The organism is Streptomyces sp. NBC_01352 (assembly GCF_036237295.1).
Lineage (GTDB): Bacteria > Actinomycetota > Actinomycetes > Streptomycetales > Streptomycetaceae > Streptomyces > Streptomyces plumbiresistens.
This window is the reverse complement of record NZ_CP108354.1, coordinates 604,839-622,415: the sequence shown is the minus strand read 5'-3', so window position 1 is coordinate 622,415 and position 17,577 is coordinate 604,839. Positions and strand designations below refer to the sequence as shown.

The window sequence follows — 17,577 nt, the reverse complement described above, 5'->3', positions numbered from 1 at the left end:
CTGTCTACGGCTCGATCAGTACGGCTACTCCGGCCGACGGCAGCGTGACGCGGTCCGTGGGAGCAGCCCCTTGGGCCAGGGCGTCGGTCATCGGCGCGGGGAGCCTGATCTCCACCGCGTCCTGACCGTGGTTCAGCAGGAAGACGAAGCGTCCGCCCCCGCCCTCGCGCACGGTCGCCTGGACGTGCTCGGGAAGCCCGGGGAGTACGGGGGCGACGGACGCCGTACGGCACACGTCGTCGGTCAGGGCCCGCATGGCCTCCGGCGCGAGACGCGTCGCGACGTACCACGCGTTTCCCTCGCCGAAGGAGTGCCGGGTGACGGCCGGCTGCCCTGCAAGCTGCCCGGATCCGAACTCGGCCACCGCCTGGGCCCCTTCGGGCACGACGGCCTCGGACCACAGGTCGGCGCGGCTCACCGTGCCGTCCGAGTGCCGGACGTCGACCGTCTCCTTCTCCGCGAGCGGCCAGAACTCCTCGACGCGCAGGCCCAGTGCCTCGCGCAGCGGCGCGGGGTATCCGCCCAGGTGGACGCGGTCGCACTCGTCGACGATGCCGGAGAAGAAGGAGACCAGCAGGTGGCCGCCGCCGCGTACGAACTCGGTGAGGCGTTCGGCGTCCTCCTCCTTCAGCAGGTACAGATTGGGCGCGACGACCAGGCGGTAGCCGGACAGGTCGCGGTCGGGGGGTACGACATCGCAGGCGATCCCGGCTTCGAACAGCGGCCGGTAGTGGGCGAGCGCGATGTCCATCTGGTTCAGCGCGGTGGAGGGGTGCGAGTCCAGCTCCAGGGCCCACCAGCTGTTCCAGTCCAGCACGAGGGCGACCTCGGCGGTGGAGCGGGTGCCGGCGATCTGCGGCACGGAGGCCAACTCGCGGCCCAGTTCGCTCACTTCACGGAACGTACGGGTGGCGGTGCCGCCATGCGGGACCATCGCCGAGTGGTACTTCTCGGCGCCGCCCCGGGACTGGCGCCACTGGAAGTACAGCACCGCGTCCGCGCCCTGGGCGACCGCCTGCCAGCTCCACAGCCGCATCCGCCCCGGCGGCTTGGGCCCGTTGCGGTCACGCCAGTTCACCGCGCTGGGCGCCTGCTCCAGCAGCATCCAGGGCTGGCCGGCGCGGGCGGAGCGGGTGACGTCGAAGATGAATCCCGCCGAGATGTGCGTGTCCGCGTCGTGCGGGTCCTGGTAGACGTCGACGGAGACGACGTCCTCCTCGGCCGCCCATCGGAAGGTGTCGACGGGCTTGTGCACGCCGATGAAGTTGGTCGTGACGGGAACGTCCGGGGTGATCCGCCGCAGCACCGCTTTCTCGGCCAGACAGCACTGGAGCAGCGCGTCGTCGGAGAAGCGGGCGAAGTCCAGCTGCTGGGCGGGGTTGGGGAAGGTGGGCGCGAGCCGCGGCGGCAGCACCTCGTCGAAGGTGTCGTAACGCTGGGCCCAGAAGGCCGTCGACCAGGCGTCGTTGAGTGCCTCGACGTCGCCGTACCGGTCGGACAGCCAGCGCCGGAAGTCGGCGGCCGACTCGTCGCACCAGCACTGCGGGGTGTGGCAGCCGTACTCGTTGCCGATGTGCCACATCTCCAGCGCGGGATGGTCGGCGTACCGGGTGGCCAGTCGCTCGACCAGGCGCGCGGCGTACTTGCGGTACACGGCGCTGGAGGGGCAGTAGTGCTGGCGTCCGCCGGGCCACATCCGGCGGCCGTCCGATGTCTCGGGGAGGATCTCGGGGTGCAGCCGGGACAGCCACGGCGGCGGGGACGCCGTCATGGTGGCCAGGCATACGGCCACACCCGCCCCGGCGAGGTTGTCCATGACCCGGTCGAACCAGGTGAAGTCGTACTCGCCGGGCCGTGGTTCCACCTTGGCCCACGAGAAGATCCCGGCCGTCACCATGGAGACGCCCGCCTCCTTCATCAGCGCGACGTCCTCGGCCCACACCTCCTCGGGCCACTGCTCGGGGTTGTAGTCGCCTCCGAAGGCGATTCCGGCCGGGCGCAGGCGCCGCCGGGCGTCGATCGGTACTGAAGGTGCCTGATGCATGCCGGTCAGTCTTGGAGCGGTATCGCCACGCCGTCAAGATATATTCATAATTAATTGAAAGAGCTATGGTGGGTGCAGGCATCAGAGGGGAGACACACGCGATGACGGAGTGCCACAGGATGGCCGGGCGCGTGGCGGTGATCACCGGCGCCGCACACGGAATCGGCGCGGCCACGGCTCGAAGGTTCGCCGACGAGGGCGCGAACGTCGTGGTCACGGACGTGGACGACACGGCGGGCAAGGCGCTCGCGACGGGCATCGTGGAGAGCGGGGGACGGGCGGAGTACGTACGCTGCGACGTGACCTCGGCCGCCGACTGGGAGAACCTGGCCCGTCACGTGGACGAGCATCACGGGCGGCTGGACGTACTGCACAGCAACGCCTTCGCCCAGCTGAACAAGCCCGCCCACGAACTGAGCGAGGCCGAGTGGGACGGTCAGATGGCCGTGCTGCTCAAGCCGGCCTGGCGTGGGATGAAGACCTTCGCGGCCATGCTGCGCGAGGCATCGGGGTCCGTCGTCCTCACCTCCTCGGTGCACGCGGTCATCGGACTGCCCGGCCATGCCGCCTACGCTGCCGCCAAGGGCGCGCTGTGCTCGCTGGGGCGGCAGTTGGCCGTCGAGTACGGGCCCGACATCCGGGTCAACACGGTGTTGCCCGGCCCCATCCTCACCGCCGCGTGGGAGGGGATCCCGGAGTCCGACCGGGCGCGCAGCGCGGCGGCCACGGCGGCCAGGCGGTTCGGGCAGCCGGAGGAGGTGGCCTCGGCCGTAGCCTTCCTGGCATCGGCGGACGCCTCCTATGTGACCGGAGCGAGCCTGGTGGTCGATGGAGGATGGAGCGTCATGAAGGAGTCCTCGTGAGCGGCGCACACCATGCCGGGCATGCGCCGACAGCACCTGAACGGAAACGGAGAACGTGGTGACCCATCCCACCAGGGGGCTGCACGGCCAGGCCGTGGAGGAACTGGGCCGGCGCATCATCCGCGGCGACTACCCTCCGGGCTCCGTCGTGGACCCGGTCAAGTTCGAGACCGAACTCGGCGTCAGCAAGACCGTCGTGCGCGAGGCGCTGCGCGTGCTGGCGTCCAAGGGCCTGCTCGAGTCGAAGCAGAAACGCGGTACGACCATCCGGCCCCGCGCCGACTGGAACCTCCTCGACAGCGACCTGCTGCGCTGGCAGGGCAGCAGCGATCCGACCGAAGGCTTCCTGGAGGACCTCGCCGAGGTCCGCGCGATAGTGGAGCCCGCGGGAGCCCGCTTCGCTGCGGCTCGCCGCACCGCAGCCGACCTGGACGCGATGCGCCAGGCCCTCGAATCGATGGCGGCGGCAGGGACGGACGCGGATGCGATGGTCGAGGCGGACCTGGCCTTCCACCGCGCGCTGCTGGACGCCGCCCACAACGAACTGCTCAGCCGGATGGAGGTCGTCATCGAGGCCGGCCTGCGCGTTCGTGACCGGATCGTGCACGGTGCCCGGCACTTCTCCGACTCCATCCCCGTCCACCAGGAACTGCTCGACGCGGTCGAAGCGGGCGATCCGGAGGCCGCCGTGGCTGCCGTCGAGTCACTCCTGGCGCAGGCCTCCGACGACCTGGCGGCCGTGCGGGCCGGGGACGACGGGGGAGACGAGGCCGACGTCGTGACCGACACGCTGCCGAAGGAAGTGCCTTGAAGATAACCGGACTTGAGACGTTCCTGGTGGCTCCGCGCTGGCTGTTCCTGCGCGTCGCCACCGACGAGGGCGTCACCGGCTGGGGCGAGCCCGTGATCGAGGGCCGCGCCGAGACCGTACGCGCCGCGGTCCACGAAATGGCCGACTACCTCGTCGGCCGGGACCCGCTGCGCATCGAGGACCACTGGCAGGTACTCACCAAGGGCGGCTTCTACCGTGGCGGCCCCATCCTCTCCAGCGCCGTCGCAGGCATCGACCAGGCCCTGTGGGACATCGCCGGCAAGACCTACGGTGTCCCGGTGCACCGCCTCCTCGGCGGCCCGGTACGTGACCGCGTCCGGATGTACGCGTGGATAGGCGGAGACCGCCCGAGCGACGTCGCCGAGCTGGCCGAGGAACAGATGAAGGCGGGCTTCACCGCCGTGAAGATGAACGCCTCGGCCGAACTCGCCGCGATCGACACCCCCGCCCGCACCGCGGAGGTCGTCGAACGGGTCGTGGCCGTCCGCGAAGTGCTCGGCGACGAGCGGGACATCGCCGTCGACTTCCACGGCCGGGTCTCCACGGCCATGGCGCGTCGCCTGCTGCCCCTGCTGGAACCGCTGCACCCGCTGTTCGTCGAGGAGCCCGTCCTGCCGGAACACTTGGGCCACCTGCGCAGCCTGGTGGAGTCCACGAGCATTCCGCTCGCGACCGGCGAACGCCTCTACTCCCGCTGGGACTTCCGCGAGGTCATGACCAGCGGCATCGCCGTCGCCCAGCCCGACCTCTCGCACGCCGGCGGCATCTCCGAGGTCCGCCGCATCGCGGCCATGGCCGAGACGTACGACGTCGCCATGGCTCCCCACTGCCCCCTCGGCCCGATCGCCCTGGCCGCCAGCCTCCAGATCGCCTTCGCCGTACCGAACTTCCTCATCCAGGAACAGAGCATGGGCATCCACTACAACCAGCAGTGCGACCTGCTGGAGTACGTGATGGACCCCGAACCCTTCCGCTTCGAGGGCGGCTACGCCGTCTCCGGGTCCCGCCCGGGTCTCGGCGTCGAGATCGACGAGAAGGCCGTACGCCACGCCGCCGAGACCGGACATCGCTGGCGCAACCCCGTATGGCGCGGCGCCGACGGGGCGTTCACCGAATGGTGACCCTCGTCAGGCCGACCCCCGGACCCCACGCCCAAGGAGAGCCCGCTCCCATGAACCTGGTGGAATCCCTCCGAGCCCACCGCCTGTTGGCGATCGTACGTGGCAAGGATCCCGCCGCGGCCCTGCGCACCGTACGTGCCCTCACCGAAGAGGGCATCGCGGCCATCGAGGTCTCGCTGACCACCGCTGACGCCCTGACCGTGATCCGGCAGGCGCGCACAGAACTGGGCCCCGACGCACTCCTCGGCGCCGGAACCGTGCGCTCGACCGCGGACGCCGCCCGCGCCGTGGACGCCGGTGCGTCGTATCTCGTCACCCCGGCACTGGTCGACGGGCTGGAGCCCTACGGCGTACCCGTACTGATGGGAGCCCTGACGCCGACCGAGATCGAAACAGCCCTCGCACGGGGCGCCGCGGCGGTCAAACTCTTCCCCGGCACGCTCGGCGGACCCGACTATCTGCGGGCCCTGCGCGACCCCTTCCCCGACGTGCCCTTCGTGCCCGTCGGCGGAGTGGACGCGCAGGCCGCCCGCGACTACCTGGACCGTGGCGCCATCGCCGTCGGCGTCGGCTCGCCCCTCGTCGGGGACGCGGCCGACGGCGGCGACCTGGACCAACTCCGCGCCCGCGCGGCCGTGTTCCGCTCGGTGGCCGCGGGGGAGACGCCGTGACGACTCCGGCCGTCCAGGCCCCGCCCGAAGTGGTGACCTTCGGTGAGACGATGGCGGCGCTCCGGGCCCACAGCGTGCTACGACTCGGCGGCAGCCTCGGCCTGTCCGTTGCGGGAGCCGAGTCCAACGTCGCCATCGGCCTCGCCCGGCTCGGCCACCGGGTGCGCTGGGCCGGCCGGGTCGGTGCGGACGAACTCGGCGCACTGGTACTGCGCACACTGCGCGCCGAGGGCGTCGACACCGACCACGCGGTCACCGACGACACCGGCCGCCCCACGGGACTGCTGCTGACCGAACCCCGCCTGGGCACGCTCACCCGAGTCAGCTACTACCGTGCCGGATCAGCGGGTTCGGCCGTCTCACCGGCCGACATACTGCCCGCGCTGGCCTCCGGATCCCGCATCCTGCATCTGACCGGCATTACGCCGGCGCTCAGTCCGTCGGCGGCCGAGGCGGTCCTGGCCGCCGCCACGACCGCCCATGACGCAGGGATCACCGTCTGCCTCGACGTCAACTACCGCTCCAGGCTGTGGACCGCCGACCGCGCCCGCACAGCGCTCCGGCCGCTGCTGGCCCACACCGACCTGCTGATCGCCTCCGAGGACGAGCTGCCGCTGGTGCTGGAACGGTCCGACGCGGGCGAATCCCAGGCCGTGCACAGCATCCTGGCGGCAGGCGTCAACGAGGTGGTGGTCAAGCGTGGCGCACACGGCGCGACCAGCTTCACCGCCCACGGGACGACCGACTGCGCGGCGCGACAGGTCGACGCGGTCGATCTGGTCGGCGCGGGCGACGCCTTCGTGGCCGGATACCTGTCCGGACTCCTCCACGGCGCCGACATCCCCACCCGTCTGCAGCGAGCCGTCACCACCGCCGCCTTCGCCGTCGCCACCCGCGGCGACTGGGAGGGCCTTCCCACCCAGGACGAACTCGGCCTGTTCGACCAGCCCGACGGCACGACGATTCGCTGACCCAGGAGACTCCTCATGACCTTCACGGCAGCGCATGCGACGGTCGTCGTGGACGGAGCGTACGAACTCGCGGAGGGCGGCCGCTGGTTCGACGGCCGGTACGTGTACCTCGACATCCTCAGCGGCCGGCTCTTCGAACTGCGCGACGACGGAGCCGACCCCCGCCAACTGGCCTGCACGGACGTGCCGTTGGGCGCCGTCGCGCCGGTCGACGACCGGCCGGACGCGTGGATCGCGGCCGCGGGCACCGGCATCGCACTGCTCACCGCCGACGGCGCCCTGGAATGGCTCGACCGACCCGAGGACCGCACCCCGGTCCCCAGCCGGATGAACGACGGCGTCGCCGACCCCGCCGGCCGCTTCTGGGCCGGCAGCATGGCCTACGACGGCACGCACGGCGCGGGCTCCCTCTACCGAACGGACCCCGACGGCACGGTCGTACGCGTCCTCGACGGCCTGACCATCGCCAACGGCCCGGCGTTCACCGCCGACGGCACGACCATGTATCTCGCCGACACCGCCGCCGGCACCCTCCTCCGCTGCCGCGTCGACCCCGTCTCCGGCGACCTCTCCGGCAGCCCGCAGACCTTCGCGCAACTGGGGGACGGCGAAGGAAGCCCCGACGGAATGACCGTCGACGCCGAGGGCTGTCTGTGGGTCGCGATGTGGGGCGCCGGCGCGATCCGCCGGTACCACCCCGACGGCCACCTGATCCACACCCTGACCGTGCCCGCCCCGCACCCCACGTCGGTGTGCCTGCACCCCAGAGACAACCGCCTCTTCGTCACCACGGCTCGGTACGGGGTGAAGGACCCGACGACGGCCTCCGGCGCGGTGCTCAGCGTCCCCGTCCCCGTCAGGGGAACAGCGGCCTGCTCCTGGCGGGGCCGCCGCTGAAACCCTCGGCACGCGGCAGGTTGTCCAGGGTGGGGTGACGCTCCAGCACGATCACGTGCTGGTCGCGGAGGAGGCCCGGCTCGCGCGCGGCCTGCTCGCCGCGGTCATCGGCGCGACGACGCTCCACGCATCGCGGGGGCCGTCGTCACGTCGTCCCCGCGGCTACTGCTTCCTTGCGCGCGGAGTTACTCCTTCAGGCCTGCCGTCGCGCAGGCGGCGGCGAGTTCGGGCGTGCAGATGTCGGACGGCTTGTACATGCCGTCCCTGATGACCGTGTCCTTGATGTTGCCCTTGGTCAGGGCGACGACGGGCACGAGATGAGTGGGGATGCTCTTGAGGGAAGGGCTGTCGACTCTTTCGCCGGTGAGGGCGTCGAACAGGAGGTGCTTGCCCTGGGCCAGCGTCACGGCCATCTCTGCGGCGTTCTCGGCCTCCTGCGGGTAGGGCTTGTACACGCTCATGTACTGCTCGCCGGTGATGATCCGCTGCACCGCCGGGAGTTCCGCGTCCTGTCCGGTGATCGGCGGCAGGTCGCTCACGCCTGCGGCCTTCAGCGCCTTGATGACGCTGCCCGCCAGACCGTCGTTGGCGGCGTAGACGGCCTTGATGTTGTCTGATCCGATTTCCTTGATCGCCTCGGTCATGTTCTTCTCGGCGTTCTGCGGCTTCCAGTCCTTGGTGTCGAACGACTTGGCGATCGTTACGTTGCCGTCGAGGACGAGGAGCGCGCCTGCTTTGAACTGCTGGGCGTTGGGGTCGGTGGGCGAGCCGTTCATCATGACGATCTTCTCGGAGCTGTCAGGGTCATCGCCGAGGGCGGCCAGCAGGGAGCGGCCCTGTACCTCGCCGACGAGCTCGTTGTCGAAGGTGATGTACGCGTCGATCGGGCCTTCGGCCAGCCGGTCGTAGGCGATGACCGGGATGCCGGCCTCTTTGGCCCTTCTGACCCCGCCGGCGATGGCGTGCGTGTCGACGGGGTCCAGCAGGATCACGTCGACACGCGCGTCGATCATCTGCTGCAGCTGTCGGGTCTGCTTGCCCGCGTCCGCCTCGGCGTTGGCGTACTCGGTCCTGCCCTGGCCGTGGGTGAGGGACTCGACCTTCGCCTTGATGACGGGGTAGTGGAATTGCTCGTACTGCGGGTTCGATCTTTCCGGCAGCAGCAGCCCCACGGTGATGTCGTTGCCCTTGGTCGGGCTGGCGTCGTCGCTGCTCCCCGCCGCGTTGAGCGTGCCGCAGCCCGTGAGCGAGACGGCGATCGTGGTGGCGGCCGCGGACAGGGCGATACGACGCATCGGGAGCTCGCTTCAGGTGCGATCGGGAGGTGGGCACCGCATTGCTGCCCACCTGGCGGACAGGTCGGCGCGGAGGGAACCTTCGGCGCCGAGCAGGAGCTACTTTACGCGATGAGAGATGGTATCTCGTAGGCTGATGCCCGAGTCGCCGGCATGGCTGCCTGCCGGTTGAGGCTGAGCTTGGACGGCCGGGGGGAGTTCTTGGTCTCCTGGGGATGGCGTGCGCCGGCCTGCCCGGGCCGTGAACGGATGCCCGGCGTCGATGGCGGACCTCATGGGAGAAGAACTGCCTGCGGTGCCTGTGGGGCCGACGCCGACGCTGACGCCGACGACCTTGAGGTCGCCGACGGCGGTGTCGCCCAGGGAGTTGTTGCCGCGCCCGAACTCCGCGTCCTGGTCGGCGAACCGGGCCACCCCGGTCGCTGCCCGGCCGGGCACGGGGACCCGCGCGGCAGCCCGCGCTGTCCAGGCCGGCCCGCGCGGCTCACGTCAGTGAGCCTCGGCCCGCCGCACATTGTCGCGGGTGGGGGTCACGGCCCGGGTCCTGGGTCCGGGTGCACGGCGTCGGTGATTCCGGCCCGGGCCGCTTCGAGTTGTGCGGCGAACGCGATGCCCAGGAACAGCACCACACCGGTCAGGTTGGCCCACAGCAGCAGGGCGACGAACGCCGTCAGCGGTCCGTACACGGCGCCGAATGATCCGCTCTTGGCGACGTAGAGAGCCAGCAGCCACGTGGAGGTGACCCACAGGACCAGGTGGACCGCTGAGCCGAACGCGAGCCAGGTGTAGCCCGGCTGGTCCCTGCGCGGGGCCCAGCGGAAGATGACTGCCGATGCGGCCCAGGCGAGGACCGTGCCCAGTGGCACTTCGAGGGGCCGCCACCAGTCGAGCCACTCCCGGGGCCAGCCGAGGGCTTCCACGACCGCGTTGCCGATGGCATCGCCCGCGACGAGCACGAGGAATCCCAGGACCATCGGCATGCCCGCTGTGAGGGCGAGGAGCAGGGCTCGTCCGTACTTGGGCAAGAACGGCCGGTCGCGTTCGATGCCGTAGATGCGGTTGGCGCCTCGCTCGACCTGGCCCATCGCCGAGGCGAGATTGAGTACGGCGAAGGCCAGCCCCAACCACATGGCGACGGCGTTCCAGACTCCGGAGCCGGCGCTGCGGGCGGTGGCGTCCACAGCGTCCTCGACCAGACTGGCACTGGCGCCCGGCACGATCTGTCCCAGGGTGAGTTCGATGATCCGCCCCACGCTCTGCGTGTGCACGGTGGTGGCCACGCCGATCAGCGCGATGGTGAACGGCACGAGGCCCAGGACCACTTGGAAGGCGAGCGAACGGGAGTTGGTGAAGCCGTCGGCGTAGCGGAACCGGGCGAACGCGTCGAGGAGCAGTCGGCGGCCGCCGTAGTGCCTCAACGCGGTGAGCGCCTCGTCTCCGGAAAGCTCGTCCCCGATCATGTCCCGGGTCTGCGGGACGTGCACAACGGTCCCCATCGAGAACGCCTCCTCCTGTCGTTCGTACGGCCAGATGAGGAACGCGATCTTGCCGCCGGGAGAACCGTACAGCCGGACGACTGCGGCGGTCGGCCGTCAGGAGGATTGAGGGGGCTGCAGGGCCCGCTGGTGCGGTGGGGCGTGCGGCGACCGGCCGAGCCGCCGCCCTGTGCCCGGCGAACTCCGTGACGATCTCGGTCGGGATCCGGGTCGGGCCCCACTCGACGTGCCCCTGAACAACGCCCTGGTCGTCGGCGAGAATGGCGCCGGTGCATCATGATTCATGCGACACACGCATGAGCCATGTGATGTGCGTGGTAGCTTCGGCGTCATGGGTATGAGTCTCGATGAGCGAGCTCGTTCTGCCGTGGCCGCGCTGCTGCACGCGACCGGCGAGTCGCAGGTCGATCTCGCCGCCGCCTTGGGGGTGAGCCAGACCCAGGTGAGCCGTCGTCAGACGGGCGAAGCCGCATGGAGCCTGGCCGCTTGTGACGCCGTTGCCGCGCACTACGGCATCGACGGCCTCGATCTCCTGGCGGGCCCGACCCGGGCCACCGAGGTGCTGCCCGCGGAACGCCGCCGTCTGCCCGGCCGCCACGCCAACACGACGCGTCTTGAGCCCGTGCGGGAGAAGAGCGCGGGATGACGGACTTCAACGCGATCGACGCCCTGCTCGCCGGGGCCAAGCAGGAGGTCCCGCTGCCGCCCGCCGCGGAGCGGCGCGCACTGCGCGAGGGGCTGAACGTCTCTCGCGCGCAGCTTGCGGCCGCGCTGAACGTCAGCCGGTGGACGGTGGACGGTGGGCGGGTGGGAGTCCGGGAGTGACCCGAGCGGCGAAGTGCGGGAGAAGTACGCGTACTTCCTCGAGGGGCACGGACCAAGCTGTCCCCCGCAGCTGCGGAAGCACTGGCCGAGGAGCCTGCGGACGCGGATCGCGCGACCGATCAGGACGACGTCCTGGACGACGTCCAGGACCACGGCCCGGACGTGGGCAAGGACGACGTCGAAGCCCTTCCCGCCTCCCAGGCGTGTGTACTGTGCGGGCAGCCCGTCCGTCATCAGGTCGCGGGATTCCCGCAGCACCTGGACCCCGCTGAGTGCGGCGCTGTCGAGACCGCGCAGTCGCGGAAGCCCGCACCTCACGGTGAGCCGCGGCCGCAGGCCGCCGCCAGGAAGGACACGGCGCAGGGCGGGGTCAGGGTCGTCCCAGTGGGGCGACGCCTGCAGACCGCCGACACCCCGGACGTCATCGGCTCCGCTGTCGCGACCGTACTCGCCGAGCACGCGGGCGACGTCGAGGCGGCGACCAAGGCGCTGGTGAAGCGGGCGATCCCGGACGCGATGGCGCTGCTGGACCACGCGCGCAAGGGCGGGCGGTACGACGTCGTCGCGCACCCCTGGCTGCCCGACGTCCTGCGCAAGCAGACCGCCCGCGGCGCCGACCAGATCTGGGAGGCCCGCCCCAAGTGGACGAGGCCCGAACTCCCGCCGGGCGAGCACGAGGTGACCGCCCTCGACATCAACGGCGCCTACCTGTCCGCGCTCAAGACCCATCTGCCGATCGGCCAGCTGGAACACTCCACCGGCGACCACCACGACCGCCGCCGAGCCGGCGTCCACCTGATCACTCCGCCGGAGTGGGACCACGAGGCGGTGCTGCCCGACCCGATCGGCAACCGGGACGAGCCGGGCCCGCTGTGGGTGACCGAGCCGACCTTGCGGCTGCTGCTGCTGCGCCTGGCCGGTCCGAAGTACGGCCTGTGCGATCCGCCTCAGATCCACGAGTCCTGGACCTCCGGCGCCACGGAAGCACTGCTGGAGAAGATCCGCGTCGCCCTGAAGGACGCCCGGGACCGGGCCATCGCCGAGGACGACGAGGTGACGCTTGAGTACGTCAAGGCCATGTACTCGAAGTTCGTCTCCACGCTGGGGGAGTCGAACTACAACCGGGAGCTGTACCGCACCGACTGGATGCACCTCATCCGCTCCCAGGCCTTCGCGAACCTGTGGTGGAAAGCGCATCGTGCCTACGACGAGGGCCTCATGGTCGTCCGCGCCATGGGCACCGACGAACTGCACGTGATCGGCGACTGGCGGGCCGTCTTCCCCGAGGGACGCGGCGTCACCGAGGTCAAGCTCAAGGACGTCTACACCGTCGGGGCCCCCGACACCACGGACCCGGACCTGAACTGAGCCGAGAACGAACCATCTCTCACGAGGGCCTGAGACGCGCGAAGGTTGCCCGCCCACAGGCGGTTGAGGGGCTTTCGGCCCTTCTTCAGGACCAGCTCCGCGGCGCGCCGGCCCTCCGAGATAGGAAGGGTTCGCGCCTGCCCGGCGCGTTGAACGACAGCTCCCGGCGGAGGGCAGGCGGGCAGGATCCCGCACGCCACTTGGCACACACCCACTCCATATCAGGTGTGCTGTCCAGGGCCGGTTCGTGAGAGGCGGACCATGGCGCGGTAGAGAGCAGTGGGCCTGGGGGCTTCGGGCAGTGCGGGGATCGGTGCGTCGGGGGCGGCGTAGGAGCGGAGCATGTGACCGACGAGGCGACGCCAGGTGTCGGGGGCGGCGTCGCCGGTGGCGGTGATGACGCCGGCGTTGGCCATGAGCAGGATGACGACGTCCTCGTGGGTGAAGTCGTCGCGCAGGTGTCCGCTGTTCTTGGCTCGGGCGATGAGCTCCAGCAGCCGGTCGTACGCCTCGGCGCGGCGGGCCTCCAGGGCCTTGGCGGCGGGGAAGGTCATGGTCAGGACGTCGGCGAAGCCGCGGTCGGCGGCCTGCATGGCGCAGACGGCGTGGAGGTAGCCGATGAAGCCGTGCCAGGGGTCGGGGTCGGCGAGTGCCTCGGTGACGGCGTCGGCGTAGGCGTCCATGCGGTCGGCGAAGACCGCGTTGACGAGTTCCTCCCGGGTGGCGAAGCGCCGGCCGAGGGTGGCTTTGCCGACGCCTGCCTCGCGGGCGACCGAGGCCATGGAGACGCCGAGTCCTTCGGTGGCGTAGAGGCGGCGGGCGGCGGCCAGGATGCGGCAGCGGTTGCGCTCGGCGTCGGCGCGCAGTCCCGTGCCGGGTTCTTGGGCCGGTGTCTGGTCGCAAGGTGGCGAGGTCATGCACCCACTCTAGCCAAGTGGAACGCCCGGCCCGGTTCCGGTGTACGGTGAGTGACAGTGAAAGTGGGCCGCCCGGCCCACTTAATCGGAGGATGCTGTCATGCGTGCTGTAACGCTGGAATCCGTCCCCTCGGCCCCGGCCGTGACCGAGGTGGACCCTCCTCGCCCGGAGGCCGGGGAATTGCTGGTCAAGGTGGCCGCCACCTCACTGAACGGCATCGACCTCGCCACCGCCGCCGGCTACACGCAAGCGTTTATGGAGCACCGGTACCCGCTGGTCCTCGGCCAGGACTTCGCGGGCACGGTCGAGGCGCTCGGCGAGGGCGTGGAGGGCTTTGCGGTCGGCGACGCGGTGTTCGGTGTGGTGATGAGGCCGTTCCTGGGTGCCGGCTCGCTGGCCGAGTACGTCACCGTGCCCGCCGGACACGGCGTTGCCCCGATTCCGGCGGGCCTGAAGGCGGGGGACGCGGGTGCGCTGGGCGTGGCCGGGGCCACTGCCCTGGTGAGCCTGGACGCGGTGGCCCTGGCCGATGGGCAGACGCTGCTGATCTCAGGGGCCTCCGGCGGCGTGGGTTCGCTGGCGGTGCAGCTCGCCGCCGCCCGTGGTGCGAGGGTGATCGCGACCGCCCGCCCCGGCGCGCAGACCGACTTCGTCACCGGCCTGACCGACGCCGAAGTCCACGTGGTCGACTTCACCGGTGACCTGGAGGCGCAGGTCCGCGCGATCGCCCCGGACGGTGTGGACGCGGTGCTGCACCTGGCGGGCGACGGCGCCCAGCTCGCCGGCCTGCTGCGGCCGGGTGGTCAGCTCGCCTCGACCACCGGCTTGACCCAGGACGCCGTCAAGGGGCACGACGTCACCGTCCACACGATCATGGCCAACCCCGACGCCCAGGTCCTGACCTCCCTGGCCGAGCAGGTCGTCTCCGGCGCACTGCGCGTGCCGGTCACCGCCACCTACCCGCTGGAGCAGGCCCTCGAGGCGTTCGCCGCCTTCGGCGCCAGTACCCCGGGCAAGATCGCCGTCTCCTGCTCCTGAAACACACATCCAACGGAAGAGAAACGACCGTGCCCAGTATTGCCGTCATCGGCGCCGGCCCCGGCATGGGCCTGGCCATCGCCCGCACCTTCGGCAGCCGCGGCTTCGACGTCGCCCTGGTCTCCCGCACCAAGGAGAAGCTTCAGACGCTGGTCGACCAGCTCGGCCAGGAAGGCATCACCGCCGAGGCGTTCACCGCCGACGTCCTGGACCGGCCCTCCCTGACCGCCGCCCTGGACGCCGCGAAGGCCCGCTTCGGCGGCATCGACGTACTGGAATACTCCCCGGCCCCGCACTCCCCGGTACCCGGCCTCACCATGGCCGCCCCCTCGGAGGCCACGGTGGACAACCTGCAGCCGCAGATCGAGTACATCTTCTACGGCGCCGTCGCCGCTGCCCGTGCCGTGCTGCCCGCGATGCGCGAGGCGGGCGCCGGCACCCTGCTGTTCACCACCGGCGGCGGTTCGGTGGATCCCATTCCCATGCTCGGCAACGTCAACGCCCCCGCGGCAGCTCTGCGCAACTGGGTCATCAACCTGGACAAGGAACTGGCAGGCAGCGGTGTGCATGCCGCGCACGTGGCGATCAACGTCTGGATCGGCGGGGGCGGACCCGAGGGCTTCCCGACGGCCACGCCCGAGCAGATCGCCCCCCTGTACTGGGAGTTGCACGAAGACCGTGACCGCTCCGAGGCCGTCTTCAACGCCTGACCGGCCGGTCCGGCCCGCTCCGGGGGAGGGAGCATCCGCTCCCTCCCTGCCTGCCCCGTCCCCCTCTGCCAAGGAATCCGTACGTGAACGTCTTCTTGTGGATCGTGCAGGCCGTGCTGGCTGCCATGTTCTCCATGGCCGGTGTCATGAAGTCCACCCAGCCCAAGGAGAAGCTGGCCGGCCAGCTGCCCTGGACGGCCGACTTCTCCCAGGGCACCGTCCGCTTCATCGGCATCGTGGAGTTCGCCGCCGCGCTCGGGCTGATCCTTCCCGCGGCCACCGGTATCGCCCCTGTGCTGACCCCGCTGGCCGCGAGCGGCCTGGTCGTGGTGATGGTGCTGGCCGCGATCACCCACGGCCGCCGCAAGGAACCCGGCGCAATCGCCTTCAACGCCGTCCTGCTGATCCTGGCCGCCCTGGTGGCCTGGGGCCGCTTCGGCCCGTACGGCTTCTGACCCCCTCCTGCTCACCACTACCGCGAGGAACCACCCCTGATGCGTGTCACCGCCTTCGGCGCGACCGGCGCCATCGGCCGCCTCGTCGTCCAGCAGCTCCTGGACGACGGCCACCAGGTCACCGCCCTGATCCGCAGCCCCGCCAAGCTCACCCTCACCCACTCCCACCTCACGGTCGTCACCGGACAGCTGTCCGACCGTGATGCCGTCGAGCAGGCCGTCATCGGCGCCGACGCGGTGATCAGTGCGCTCGGCCCCTCCCTGAAACGGTCCACGACCGGCACCCAGGTGACGGACGGAACCCGCACCATCGTGCAGGCCATGGAGGCGCAGAAGGTGGACCGCTTCATCGGGCTGGCCACGCCCTCACTGGCCGATCCGCAGGACAAGCCGCACTGGAAGCACAAGGTGCTGCCCGTCATGGCCGGGCTGACGATCCCCAACGCGCTGGCCGAGTTGAAGGGCATGACCAAGGCTGTCACCGGCTCGGATCTCGACTACACCATCGCCCGGATCACCAACCCGACGAACAAGCCCGCCACCGGCCGCATCCGCTCCGGCTTCCTCGGCCACGACAAGGTCGCATCCGCCATGAGCCGCGCCGACATCGCCGCCTTCCTCGTTTCCCAGCTCACCGACACCCGCTACCGGCGGGCCATGCCCGCCATCAGCAACTGAGCCAGGAGACCGCCATGACCTTCGAACTCGGCGTCTACTCCTTCGGCAACACCCCGCGCCTGCCCGACGGCAGCCGTGGCCCAACCGCCCAGGCCCTCCGCGATGTGCTGGAGGCCATCAAGCTCGCCGACGAGGTAGGACTGGACTTCTTCGGGGTGGGTGAGCACCACATGTGGGCGATGCCGCTGTCCTCGCCCACCTCCGTGGTCAACGCCGCCGCGGCCGTCACCCACCGGATCAAACTCAGCACCGCTGTCACCGTCCTGTCGACACAAGATCTGCGCCCGTTCATCGAGCGCGTCTATCCCATGGACGAAATCCAGGACGCCCGCTGAGCCACGGAAACCTTGGCGGTCGCCGTATCGTCGCACCACGTGACCGGCTCAGCCGACGGCCTGGTCGGCGGCCTTGGGGGAGGGGCCGTACTGGTTGGTGCCTGGCGCGCTGTTCACCGTCATGCCCAGGATGTAGAGGGCGGGGCCGATAGGCGGCAGGCCGCCTCGGGGCGATCTCGCAACGCCCGTTGTCGCGCCATTGCGGCGGGAACCCTTTCCGGATCGCGCCGCCGCGGCAGGAAGCGCGGCGGCGCGATCCGGCTCCGCCGAAGGAGGCTGGGTCCCTGGTGCGGTCTCAGAGACTGAAGACGAGTTCGGGCTGGTCGCGCTTGGTCGTGTGCAGCTCCCAGTAGACGGGGGAGATCTCCTCGGGCTGGGCTGTCGGGAAGCCGGGGACGGCCGGGGTGCCGATCGACACGTCGATGCCTACGTGGGCGGCCTGGACGCCGGTGCCGTCCAGCTCCTTGTGGAGGTTGATCGCCCAGTTGCGCAGCGCGGCGGCGGCCGCGTTGACGTTGCCGACCTGCGGCACGGGGTCGATGGAGCCCGCGCCGGTGGTGTAGAGCAGCGTGCCCGCGCCGGCCTCCCGCATCGTCGGCAGCACTGCCCTGGTGGCGGCGATGGCACCGTAGAGCTGGAACTCGATCTCGTGCTGCACATGAGCCGGCTCGGTCTCGACCGGGGTGGTCAGCGCAGTGGAGTCGAAGCCCCCGACCGGGGAGTACTCCAGGACGTCGATGCGGCCGAACTTCGCGACGGCGTCCTTGAGGGCCTGGGTGAGCGCGTCGCGGTCGAGGACGTCCGCGGGGAAGGCGGCGGCGGTGATGCCCTCGGCGGTGAGCTTGCCCACGAGATCGTCGAGCTTGTCGCGGTTGCGGGAGATCAGGGCGACGTTCAGGCCCTGGGAGCCGAAGGTACGGGCGATGGCCAGGCCCAGCTGGGGGCCGGCTCCGATGATGGCGATGCTGGTCACAGCGATCCTTTCGCAAAAGCTGGTCGAAGGAAGCAGACATTTGGATAGAGCTATCCGTATCAGGATCCGGATAGCTCTTTCCGGTTC

At 70.6% G+C, this 17,577-nt stretch carries 17 protein-coding genes and 1 pseudogene; 13 read left to right on the top strand and 5 right to left on the bottom strand.

The genetic code is table 11. The features are described 5' to 3' along the window. Positions 1 to 4 precede the first annotated feature (4 nt). The gene (locus OG252_RS03110; protein WP_329333501.1) at positions 5 to 2,044 is read right to left on the bottom strand and encodes a beta-galactosidase; all 2,040 of its coding nucleotides are present in this window, start codon (positions 2,042 to 2,044) and stop codon (positions 5 to 7) included. Between the two features lie 119 nt (positions 2,045 to 2,163). Here OG252_RS03110 and OG252_RS03105 point away from each other — a divergent pair, with 119 nt between their 5' ends. Genes OG252_RS03105 through OG252_RS03080 form a run of 6 tightly spaced genes read left to right on the top strand, consistent with a single transcriptional unit; the run spans position 2,164 to position 7,399 of the window. After that, positions 2,164 to 2,907: an SDR family NAD(P)-dependent oxidoreductase gene (locus OG252_RS03105; protein ID WP_329333499.1), complete on the top strand. Its 744-nt coding sequence runs from the start codon at positions 2,164 to 2,166 to the stop codon at positions 2,905 to 2,907. A gap of 58 nt (positions 2,908 to 2,965) precedes the next feature. Beyond that, entirely contained in the window at positions 2,966 to 3,718 is a 753-nt protein-coding gene (locus OG252_RS03100; RefSeq protein ID WP_443068379.1) for a FadR/GntR family transcriptional regulator, read from the top strand. Continuing rightward, positions 3,715 to 4,860, top strand: coding sequence for a galactonate dehydratase (dgoD, locus tag OG252_RS03095; RefSeq protein ID WP_329333494.1), 1,146 nt, complete (start codon positions 3,715 to 3,717; stop codon positions 4,858 to 4,860). The genes OG252_RS03100 and dgoD overlap by 4 nt, the downstream gene beginning before the upstream one ends. Before the next feature lie 50 nt (positions 4,861 to 4,910). After that, on the top strand, positions 4,911 to 5,531 hold the full coding sequence (locus OG252_RS03090) for a bifunctional 4-hydroxy-2-oxoglutarate aldolase/2-dehydro-3-deoxy-phosphogluconate aldolase (RefSeq protein ID WP_266452028.1): 621 nt from the start codon (positions 4,911 to 4,913) through the stop codon (positions 5,529 to 5,531). Positions 5,532 to 5,581: 50 nt separating this feature from the next. Beyond that, complete coding sequence (locus tag OG252_RS03085) at positions 5,582 to 6,502, top strand: sugar kinase (protein ID WP_406499270.1); 921 nt, start codon at positions 5,582 to 5,584, stop codon at positions 6,500 to 6,502. 15 nt (positions 6,503 to 6,517) lie between these two features. After that, positions 6,518 to 7,399 (top strand): SMP-30/gluconolactonase/LRE family protein, encoded by an 882-nt coding sequence (locus OG252_RS03080; RefSeq protein WP_329333490.1) that lies wholly within the window; start codon positions 6,518 to 6,520, stop codon positions 7,397 to 7,399. Between the two features lie 185 nt (positions 7,400 to 7,584). Here the strand turns inward: OG252_RS03080 and OG252_RS03075 are convergent, their stop codons facing one another. After that, positions 7,585 to 8,694 (bottom strand): sugar ABC transporter substrate-binding protein, encoded by a 1,110-nt coding sequence (locus OG252_RS03075; RefSeq protein WP_329333489.1) that lies wholly within the window; start codon positions 8,692 to 8,694, stop codon positions 7,585 to 7,587. Positions 8,695 to 9,224: 530 nt separating this feature from the next. After that, positions 9,225 to 10,190, bottom strand: a complete 966-nt coding sequence (locus OG252_RS03070; protein ID WP_329333487.1) for a YihY/virulence factor BrkB family protein — start codon at positions 10,188 to 10,190, stop codon at positions 9,225 to 9,227. 331 nt (positions 10,191 to 10,521) lie between these two features. On the opposite strand from OG252_RS03070, the gene OG252_RS03065 reads away from it, so the two are divergent. Together OG252_RS03065 and OG252_RS03060 are read left to right on the top strand one after the other, a co-directional pair. Then, positions 10,522 to 10,836 (top strand): helix-turn-helix domain-containing protein, encoded by a 315-nt coding sequence (locus tag OG252_RS03065; protein ID WP_329333485.1) that lies wholly within the window; start codon positions 10,522 to 10,524, stop codon positions 10,834 to 10,836. Next, a pseudogene (locus tag OG252_RS03060) lies at positions 10,833 to 12,383 on the top strand (helix-turn-helix domain-containing protein). The gene OG252_RS03065 and the pseudogene OG252_RS03060 overlap by 4 nt, the downstream one beginning before the upstream one ends. Positions 12,384 to 12,604: 221 nt before the next feature. Here OG252_RS03060 and OG252_RS03055 read toward each other — a convergent pair. After that, positions 12,605 to 13,300 carry a TetR/AcrR family transcriptional regulator gene (locus tag OG252_RS03055; RefSeq protein ID WP_266452040.1) on the bottom strand — a complete coding sequence of 232 codons (696 nt, stop codon included), beginning with the start codon at positions 13,298 to 13,300 and terminating at the stop codon, positions 12,605 to 12,607. A 100-nt stretch (positions 13,301 to 13,400) separates the two neighbouring features. Between OG252_RS03055 and OG252_RS03050 the strand changes: the two genes are divergently transcribed. The 5 genes from OG252_RS03050 to OG252_RS03030 all read left to right on the top strand — a co-directional run bounded on the left by OG252_RS03050 (position 13,401) and on the right by OG252_RS03030 (position 16,517). Further along, on the top strand, positions 13,401 to 14,339 hold the full coding sequence (locus OG252_RS03050; RefSeq protein ID WP_329333482.1) for an NADP-dependent oxidoreductase: 939 nt from the start codon (positions 13,401 to 13,403) through the stop codon (positions 14,337 to 14,339). Between the two features lie 29 nt (positions 14,340 to 14,368). Continuing rightward, positions 14,369 to 15,049, top strand: a complete 681-nt coding sequence (locus OG252_RS03045) for an SDR family NAD(P)-dependent oxidoreductase (RefSeq protein ID WP_329333480.1) — start codon at positions 14,369 to 14,371, stop codon at positions 15,047 to 15,049. 83 nt (positions 15,050 to 15,132) lie between these two features. After that, positions 15,133 to 15,504: a DoxX family protein gene (locus tag OG252_RS03040; RefSeq protein WP_329333478.1), complete on the top strand. Its 372-nt coding sequence runs from the start codon at positions 15,133 to 15,135 to the stop codon at positions 15,502 to 15,504. Between the two features lie 39 nt (positions 15,505 to 15,543). Then, a complete protein-coding gene (locus tag OG252_RS03035) occupies positions 15,544 to 16,182 on the top strand; it encodes an NAD(P)-dependent oxidoreductase (RefSeq protein ID WP_329333477.1) in 639 nt (212 codons plus the stop codon). A gap of 14 nt (positions 16,183 to 16,196) precedes the next feature. Continuing rightward, positions 16,197 to 16,517 carry an LLM class flavin-dependent oxidoreductase gene (locus tag OG252_RS03030; RefSeq protein ID WP_329333475.1) on the top strand — a complete coding sequence of 107 codons (321 nt, stop codon included), beginning with the start codon at positions 16,197 to 16,199 and terminating at the stop codon, positions 16,515 to 16,517. A gap of 295 nt (positions 16,518 to 16,812) precedes the next feature. On the opposite strand, the gene OG252_RS03025 is transcribed toward OG252_RS03030, so the two are convergent. After that, complete coding sequence (locus OG252_RS03025; protein ID WP_329333473.1) at positions 16,813 to 17,490, bottom strand: SDR family NAD(P)-dependent oxidoreductase; 678 nt, start codon at positions 17,488 to 17,490, stop codon at positions 16,813 to 16,815. Positions 17,491 to 17,577: the final 87 nt, after the last annotated feature.

What these genes read in the sequence shown, in the direction of transcription:
- OG252_RS03110 (WP_329333501.1), bottom strand. Translation starts at nt 2,044, where the DNA reads ATGCATCAGGCACCTTCAGTACCGATCGACGCCCGGCGGCGCCTGCGC.
- OG252_RS03105 (WP_329333499.1), top strand. Translation starts at nt 2,164, where the DNA reads ATGGCCGGGCGCGTGGCGGTGATCACCGGCGCCGCACACGGAATCGGC.
- OG252_RS03090 (WP_266452028.1), top strand. Translation starts at nt 4,911, where the DNA reads ATGAACCTGGTGGAATCCCTCCGAGCCCACCGCCTGTTGGCGATCGTA.
- OG252_RS03085 (WP_406499270.1), top strand. Translation starts at nt 5,582, where the DNA reads ATGGCGGCGCTCCGGGCCCACAGCGTGCTACGACTCGGCGGCAGCCTC.
- OG252_RS03080 (WP_329333490.1), top strand. Translation starts at nt 6,518, where the DNA reads ATGACCTTCACGGCAGCGCATGCGACGGTCGTCGTGGACGGAGCGTAC.
- OG252_RS03075 (WP_329333489.1), bottom strand. Translation starts at nt 8,694, where the DNA reads ATGCGTCGTATCGCCCTGTCCGCGGCCGCCACCACGATCGCCGTCTCG.
- OG252_RS03070 (WP_329333487.1), bottom strand. Translation starts at nt 10,190, where the DNA reads ATGGGGACCGTTGTGCACGTCCCGCAGACCCGGGACATGATCGGGGAC.
- OG252_RS03065 (WP_329333485.1), top strand. Translation starts at nt 10,522, where the DNA reads ATGGGTATGAGTCTCGATGAGCGAGCTCGTTCTGCCGTGGCCGCGCTG.
- OG252_RS03055 (WP_266452040.1), bottom strand. Translation starts at nt 13,300, where the DNA reads ATGACCTCGCCACCTTGCGACCAGACACCGGCCCAAGAACCCGGCACG.
- OG252_RS03050 (WP_329333482.1), top strand. Translation starts at nt 13,401, where the DNA reads ATGCGTGCTGTAACGCTGGAATCCGTCCCCTCGGCCCCGGCCGTGACC.
- OG252_RS03035 (WP_329333477.1), top strand. Translation starts at nt 15,544, where the DNA reads ATGCGTGTCACCGCCTTCGGCGCGACCGGCGCCATCGGCCGCCTCGTC.
- OG252_RS03030 (WP_329333475.1), top strand. Translation starts at nt 16,197, where the DNA reads ATGACCTTCGAACTCGGCGTCTACTCCTTCGGCAACACCCCGCGCCTG.